At 68.1% G+C, this 6,965-nt stretch carries 6 protein-coding genes and 3 pseudogenes; all 9 read right to left on the minus strand.

Annotated elements, in window-relative coordinates; genetic code table 11:
* Nucleotides 1–1,347, minus strand: a pseudogene (locus AD428_RS20525) (mannitol dehydrogenase family protein); the annotation flags it as partial.
* A 2-nt stretch (nt 1,348–1,349) separates the two neighbouring features.
* Entirely contained in the window at nt 1,350–2,561 is a 1,212-nt protein-coding gene (gene manD, locus AD428_RS20530) for a D-mannonate dehydratase ManD (RefSeq protein ID WP_053244787.1), read from the minus strand.
* Nucleotides 2,562–2,598: 37 nt separating this feature from the next.
* Nucleotides 2,599–4,134: a UxaA family hydrolase gene (locus tag AD428_RS20535; protein WP_053246408.1), complete on the minus strand. Its 1,536-nt coding sequence runs from the start codon at nt 4,132–4,134 to the stop codon at nt 2,599–2,601.
* Between the two features lie 27 nt (nt 4,135–4,161).
* Complete coding sequence (locus AD428_RS20540; protein WP_053244788.1) at nt 4,162–5,028, minus strand: fumarylacetoacetate hydrolase family protein; 867 nt, start codon at nt 5,026–5,028, stop codon at nt 4,162–4,164.
* A gap of 26 nt (nt 5,029–5,054) precedes the next feature.
* A pseudogene (locus AD428_RS20545) lies at nt 5,055–5,324 on the minus strand (SDR family oxidoreductase); the annotation flags it as partial.
* Between the two features lie 50 nt (nt 5,325–5,374).
* Nucleotides 5,375–5,656: pseudogene (locus AD428_RS26430) on the minus strand (transposase domain-containing protein); the annotation flags it as partial.
* A gap of 57 nt (nt 5,657–5,713) precedes the next feature.
* Nucleotides 5,714–6,055 carry an IS66 family insertion sequence element accessory protein TnpB gene (gene tnpB, locus AD428_RS20550; RefSeq protein ID WP_369798802.1) on the minus strand — a complete coding sequence of 114 codons (342 nt, stop codon included), beginning with the start codon at nt 6,053–6,055 and terminating at the stop codon, nt 5,714–5,716.
* The gene (locus AD428_RS29755) at nt 6,043–6,387 is read right to left on the minus strand and encodes a transposase (protein ID WP_152968175.1); all 345 of its coding nucleotides are present in this window, start codon (nt 6,385–6,387) and stop codon (nt 6,043–6,045) included. The genes tnpB and AD428_RS29755 overlap by 13 nt, the downstream gene beginning before the upstream one ends.
* Before the next feature lie 83 nt (nt 6,388–6,470).
* The coding region (istB, locus tag AD428_RS20555) for an IS21-like element helper ATPase IstB (protein ID WP_152968176.1) at nt 6,471–6,965 on the minus strand (495 nt) is incomplete at its 5' end.

The raw sequence follows: 6,965 nt of genomic DNA on the forward strand, positions 1-6,965 counted from the left end.
GGCCACCTCGGCGCGTTCGAGCATGCGGGCGAGTTGCGCGGCGAGCGGATCCTGCACCGCGTAGCGGGCGCCGGTTTCGTCGTAGCCGCGCAGGTAGTGCAGCCACGCCGCCACGGCCAGCGCCAGCAGCTCGATGCTCTCGCCGCGCCGCAGGGCGCTCGCGGACGGCGGCCAGCAGGCGCGGCGGCACTTTCTGGGAGCCGTCCATGGCCACCTGGTGGGTGAGGTGCGGCAGCGCCGGGTTGGAGACGCGCGCCAGAAAGCGCTGACGGTATTCGTCCAGGCCGGCTTCGGGAATGCCGCGCAGGGTCGGCGCGATTTCCGTGCGGATCAGGGTGTCCACATAGCGCCGCAGTCCGGGGTTGGCGGCGGCTTCGCTGTTGGTCTTGATGCCCAGCATGGCGCCCAGGTAGGCGAAGGCGGAATGCGGGGCGTTGACCATGCGCAGCTTGAGGCGCTCATAAGGCGCGGCGTTGCCGACGAAGGTGGCGCCGCCCGGCACGTCCCAGGCCGGACGGCCGGCGGCGAACTTGTCTTCGATGACCCAGTTGAGATAGGGCTCGGCCACCACGGGCCAGGCGTCCTGGAAGCCGACGCGCTCGGAAATGCGCTGGCGGTCCTCGTCGCGCGTGGCGGGCACGATGCGGTCGACCATGGAGTTGGGGAAGGTACAGTGCGCGTCGATCCAGGCGGTGAGCATGGGGTCCACGCGCAGCGCGAAGGCCAGCACCAGCTTGCGCAGCGTGTCGCCGTTGGACGGCAGGTTGTCGCAGGACAGCAGCGTCACCGGCGGCAGGCCGCGCTCGCGGCGCAGCGACAAGCCGTGCACCAGCATGCCGATGGCGCTGCGCGGCGCCTCGGGGTGCGCCAGGTCGTGCAGGATGTCGGCGTCGTCCCAGCGCAGCAGGCCGGAGGCAGGCTCGTGGCAATAGCCCTTCTCGGTGACGGTCAGGCTGACGATGCGCGTTTGCGGGTAGGCGATGCGCTCCAGCACCGCGTTGGGGTCTTCCTCGGCCACCATCACGCGCAGCACCGAGCCGACCACGCGCAGCGCCTCGCGCGGCTGGCCGTCGGGGCCGCGTCGCGCGTGGCGAGCGTGTAGAGGCCGTCTTGCGGCGCCAGGGCGTCGCGCACGGCCGGGCTGCGCAGCGAGACGCCCAATATGCCCCAGCTGAGGTCGCCGCTGGCCTGCATGGCCAGATCGGTGACCAGCGCCTGGTGGGCGCGGTGAAAGGCGCCCAGCCCCAGGTGCACGATGCCGGGCGTGAGCCGTTCGCGGTCGTAGGCCGGGCGCTCCACGCCGGCGGGCAGATGGGAGAGAGACTTCGAATTCAAGCGTTCCAGCATGTTCACCAATGCCACAGAGTGCCATCGTGCGCCAGCCGGTTGACCGGCAGATAGGCGCGTTGGTAGGGGTATTTCGCGGCGAGCCCTTCGTCGATTTCCACGCCATGGCCCGGCGCCTCGCCAGGGTATAGCATGCCCTGCTCGTAGTGGTAAGCGTGGGGAAACACGGCATCGGTCTCCTCCGTGTGCCGCATGTATTCCTGGATGCCGAAATTGGGCGCCCAGATGTCGAAATGCAGGGCGGCGCCCAGGCAGACGGGAGAAAGGTCGGTGGCGCCGTGGCAGCCGGTGCGCACCTGGTACAGCGAGGCCAGGTCGGCGATGCGGCGCAGGTGCGTGATGCCGCCCGCATGCACCACGGTGGCGCGGATGTAGTCGATGAGCTGGTTCTGGATCAGGTCCTTGCAGTCCCAGATGGTGTTGAATATCTCGCCCACGGCCAGCGGCGTCACGGTGTGCTGGCGGATGAGTCGGAAGGCTTCCTGGTTTTCGGCGGGCGTGGCGTCTTCCAGCCAGAAGAGCCGGTAGGGCTCGAGCGCCTTGCCCAGCCGTCCCGCCTCGATGGGGGTGAGCCGGTGGTGCACGTCGTGCAGCAAATGCGTGTCCCAGCCCACGGCCTGGCGCAGGCGCTCGAAAAGCCGGGGCGTGTGATCGAGGTATTTCTCGGTGGACCAGTCGTGCTCCGAAGGCAGCGCGGCATCGGCGGGCTCGTAGAACATGCGGCCGCGCCCCACGCCATACACGGCATTCAGCCCGGGCACGCCGCTTTGCGCGCGGACGGCCAGGTAGCCCATGTCGCGGTAGCGCAGCACCTCGTCCACGGTTTCCTCGATGTCGCGGCCGTTGGCGTGCCCGTACACCATGACGCCGCTGCGGCTCCTGCCGCCCAGCAACTGGTAGAGCGGCATGCCCGCGGCCTTGGCCTTGATGTCCCAGAGCGCCGTGTCCACCGCGCCGATGGCCGCCATGGTGACCGGCCCGCGCCGCCAGTACGCGCCGCGGTACAGGTAGTGCCAGATGTCCTCGATCTGCTGCGGGTCGCGCCCCAGCAGGCAGGGCACGACGTGATCGGACAGGTAGGACGCCACCGCCAGCTCGCGGCCGTTGAGCGTCGCGTCGCCGATGCCCGACAGCCCTTCGTCGGTTTCGATCTTGAGCGTCACGAAATTGCGTCCCGGGCTGCACACGATGACCCGCGCGTCGGAGATTTTCATGGAGAGGCTCCTGTGGAGTAGACGCGGCCCCGCGCCGCTACATCACCGCGCCCAGTTGCCAGGGCACGAATTCGTTCTGGCCGTAGCCGTGTTCCTCGCTGCGCGTGCGGCGGCCGGAAGCCGTCTCCAGCATGCGCTGGAAGATGTGCTCGCCCATCTGCTCCACGCTTTGCGCGCCGTCGACCACTGCGCCGCAGTTGATGTCGATATCGTCGGATTGCCGCTGCCAGAGCGCGGTGTTGGTGGAGAGCTTGAGCGAGGGCGCCGGCGCACAGCCGTAGGCCGAGCCGCGCCCGGTGGTGAAACAGATGAGGTTGGCTCCGCCCGCCACCTGCCCGGTGGCCGAGACGGGGTCGTAGCCTGGCGTGTCCATGAAGACGAGGCCGCGCTCGCGCACCGCCTCGGCGTATTCGTAGACCGCCGTGAGATTGGTGGTGCCGCTCTTGGCGATGGCGCCCAGCGACTTTTCCAGGATGGTGGTCAGGCCGCCGGCCTTGTTGCCGGCCGAAGGGTTGTTGTCCATCTCGGCCTGGTTGCGCGCGCAGTAGTCCTCCCACCAGCGCAGCCGCGCCAGCAGCCGCGCCGCCACGTCGGGATGCTGCGCGCGGCGCGTGAGCAGGTGCTCGCCGCCGTAGATCTCGGGCGTCTCCGACAGAATGGCGGTGCCGCCATGGCGCACCAGCCGGTCCACGGCCGCGCCCAGCGCAGGATTGGCGCTGATGCCGGAATAGCCGTCGGAGCCGCCGCACTGCAGGCCCACGACGAGGTGGCTGGCCGGCACGGGCTGGCGGCGCGCCCGGTCGGCCTGCTCCAGCATGGCCCGCACCAGTTCGACGCCCCGCTCCACCGTCTTGCGGGTGCCGCCCGTTTCCTGGATGTTGAACGTGTGCAGCCGCGCGCTTTCGCGCAGACCCTCCTGTTCCATGAGGCCGCCGATCTGGTTGGTTTCGCAGCCCAGGCCCACCACCATGAGGGCGGCGAAATTGGGGTGGCGCGCATAGCCGCCCAACGTGCGGCGCAGCACGCGCAGCGGCTCGCCGTCGGCGCCGGTGGCGCAGCCCGCGCCGTGGGTCAGGGCCACCACGCCGTCCACGTTGGGGTACGGCGCCAGCGCCTCGGGATGGATATCGCGCCGGAAGTGGTCGGCGATCGCGCGTGCGGCGGTGGCCGAACAGTTCACGCTGGTGAGGATGCCGATGTAGTTGCGCGTGGCCACCCGCCCGTCGGCGCGCACGATGCCGTCGAAACAGGCCGGCTGCGCCACGTAGTCGGTGGGGCGCGCGCCCTGCCCGACCGCATAGTCGCGCTCGAAGTCGGAGAACGCCAGGTTGTGCGTATGCACGTGCTGGCCCGGCGCGATGTCTTGCCGGGCCGTGCCGATGATCTGGTTGTAGCGCCGCACCGGCTCGCCGGCGGCAATGGCGCGCACGGCCACCTTGTGGCCGGGCGGCACCAGCCCCGCCACGGTGACGCCCTCGCTCTCCAGGCGCTGCCCGCTGACGAGCTGGCGCCGCGCGATGACCACGTTGTCCGCCGGGTGGATGCGAATGACTGCCGTATCGGTCTGGAACATGGAGGGCTCCGCGGAAAAGGGCCGGGTTCAGCCGTCGATGAGCGCCGGATCCCAGGCGTGCACGCGCTGGCGCTGCTCGCCCAGGCCGGTGATGCCCAGCTTCATTTCGTCGCCCGCCTCGAGATAGACCGGCGCGGGCTTCTGGCCCATGCCGACGCCGGGCGGCGTGCCGGTGCTGATGAGGTCGCCCGGGTACAGCGTCATGAAGCGGCTCACGTAGGCCACCAGTTGCGCCACGCCGAACACCATGGTGCGGGTGCTGCCGTTCTGGTAGCGCTTGCCGTTGACTTCCAGCCACAGTTCCAGGTCTTGGGGATTGGGCACTTCGTCGGCCGTCACCAGCCACGGCCCTACCGGCCCGAAGGTGTCGCAGCCCTTGCCCTTGTCCCAGGTGCCGCCGCGCTCGATCTGGTATTCGCGCTCGGACACGTCGTTCACCACGCAATAGCCGGCCACGTGGGACAGCGCCTCGGCCTCGTCCACGTAGCGGGCCTTCTTGCCGATGACCACGCCCAGCTCCACTTCCCAGTCGGTCTTGACCGAGCCCCGCGGCAGCACCACCGGGTCGTTGCAGCCCGCCAGCGCGGAGGTGGGTTTCATGAAGATGACGGGTTCGGCCGGCACCTGCAGCCCGGCCTCGGCGGCATGATCGGCGTAGTTCAGGCCGATGCAGATGAATTTGCCCATGCCGCTCCAGGGCGGCGCGATCCGGCCGGGACTGGCCACCACGGGCAGGCCCGCCGCGTCCACGGCGCGCAGCCGCGCCAGCCCTTCGGGCGTGAGCGACTGGGCCGTGATGTCGGGCAGCACGGCGGAGAGATCCCGCACCCGCCCCTGGGCATCCACCAGCCCGGGCTTCTCGGCGCCCCGGGCGCCATAGCGCATGAGTTTCATGACGTGTTCCTTTGCTTGCGTTGTGTTCAGTTCGACCAGCCGCCGTCGATGACCTGGGCGGTGCCCGTGGTGAAGGCCGACTCGTCGCTGGCAAGATACACCGCCAGCGCCGCGATTTCCTCCGGGCGGCCGATGCGGCCCATGGGCTGGCGCGCCACGAAGGCGGCCTCCACGATCTCCCGCGTCTGGCCCGAGGCGCGCGCCTGCGCGTCGATGCGTTCGCGCAGCGAGGGCGACTCCACGGTGCCGGGGCAGATGGCGTTGCAGCGCACGCCGCGCGCCACGTAGTCGGCGGCAGCGCCTGGCGCTTGGGCTGCGAGACCGCCTTCTGTTCCGGCTGAGGACCACCCAAGTTGATCAGTTCCTGCTCGATGGCGGCGATGTCGGCATCGACCGCGTCTTCCAGCAGCAACCCCTGTTCGCCGCCAAGCTGTTCGCTCTTTTTGCCGAAGCGATAACGGCGCAGCACCGCAATCTCATGCGTGAGCTTGCGGATGTGCGTGTCCTTAAAGTGGATATCCTGCGCCTGCCGCTCGAGCTTGCCCATCAATTCCGCCGCCAGCGCCCGCAGGGCGTCGGCATCAAGATGGTCGAGGTTGGGTGCTGTCTTCAGAGGCATAGCCGCCATAATGCCAGACCCCTGTGCAGCGCACCATTCGCACTGCCCCGGATTGCAAATCCGGGGTCATAAGAGGCTGATCGATTCGTACTCACCCAGGCGTTGCCACGGCAGACCGATGACGAGCGCACGAGCTTGTTCAGCGGTGAGCGCCATTTGTGTGTCACCGGGCCGGGGCCAGTGCACACTCCCCTGGTGCAACCGTCGTACAGCCAGCCAGATGCCGAAGCCATCGCACACCAGCACCTTCAGCCGGGTGCCGCGGCGGTTGGCAAACACGTAGGCATGGTGCGGCTGCGAGGCGCCGAAGACCTCGATCACGCGGGCGAGCAACCGATCCATACCGCTGCGCATGTCCACGGGCTCTACAGCGAGCCAGACTTGGTCAATGCGAATCACCGCAACCACTCACGCAACAGCGCGGCACATTGGGCTGCGGCGCTAATCGGCCAGGATACGCGCACTGTCGCAGTGTCGCGCTTCACTTCCAGGCGAATGACGTCGTGACTCGCACCAGGCTGGCTCGCGCTCACTGATAGAGGGACGAATGGCGCAGTGGGTTGGCGAGAGGGACCCACCAAAGCCGGTGCGCGCCGCTGGCGCCCCTCCTCCTCAGCCAAGCAGTGGTGGCCGTAGCGTTCATGCTCTTTGACCCACCGATGCAAAACGTTGGGGTTCATACCGTGCTCTACGGCTAACGCCGCGAGCGACACGTCGCCCTGCAAGCATTGCGCCACCATTTCCTGTCAACGCCGGTTGAAAACTGACCCACTTTCGTCGGAATCGTCGGAGTAAAACTGACCCACCCCGGCGTCCAAAAAACCTAGCTCCTGATCTTGATATTCCCTGCTTTGCGCTTGTCCTTGAGTCGGTAGCTTTCCCCGGCAATCTGCACGATATGGGCGTGATGCAGCAGGCGGTCGAGCAAGGCGGCGGTCAGCGTTTGGTCCTCAGCAAAGCATGAGGACCACTGACTGAAGGGCAGATTGCTGGTGACGATGATGCTGGTGCGCTCGTAGCGCTGGGCCACCACGTTGAAGAACAGATTCGCCTCCTCGCGTCCAAACGGCAAATATCCGATCTCATCGATCACCAACAGGCGCGGCCCGATGATGGCACGGTTGAAGTACTGCTGCAGCCGATCCTGTTTATGGGCGGTGGCCAACTGCATCATCAGGTCGGCGGCAGTCAGGAAGCGGGTCTTGATGCCCGCCATGACGGCACGGTAGGCCAGCGCCTGAGCCAGGTGGCTCTTGCCCACGCCGCTGGGCCCCAGGAATACGATGTTCTCGGCCCGTTCGATAAAGCTCAGAGCGGC

This window comes from Achromobacter sp. DMS1, from assembly GCF_001270295.1.

What these genes read in the sequence shown, in the direction of transcription:
- manD (WP_053244787.1), bottom strand. Translation starts at nt 2,561, where the DNA reads ATGAAAATCTCCGACGCGCGGGTCATCGTGTGCAGCCCGGGACGCAAT.
- AD428_RS20535 (WP_053246408.1), bottom strand. Translation starts at nt 4,134, where the DNA reads ATGTTCCAGACCGATACGGCAGTCATTCGCATCCACCCGGCGGACAAC.
- AD428_RS20540 (WP_053244788.1), bottom strand. Translation starts at nt 5,028, where the DNA reads ATGAAACTCATGCGCTATGGCGCCCGGGGCGCCGAGAAGCCCGGGCTG.
- AD428_RS29755 (WP_152968175.1), bottom strand. Translation starts at nt 6,387, where the DNA reads ATGGTGGCGCAATGCTTGCAGGGCGACGTGTCGCTCGCGGCGTTAGCC.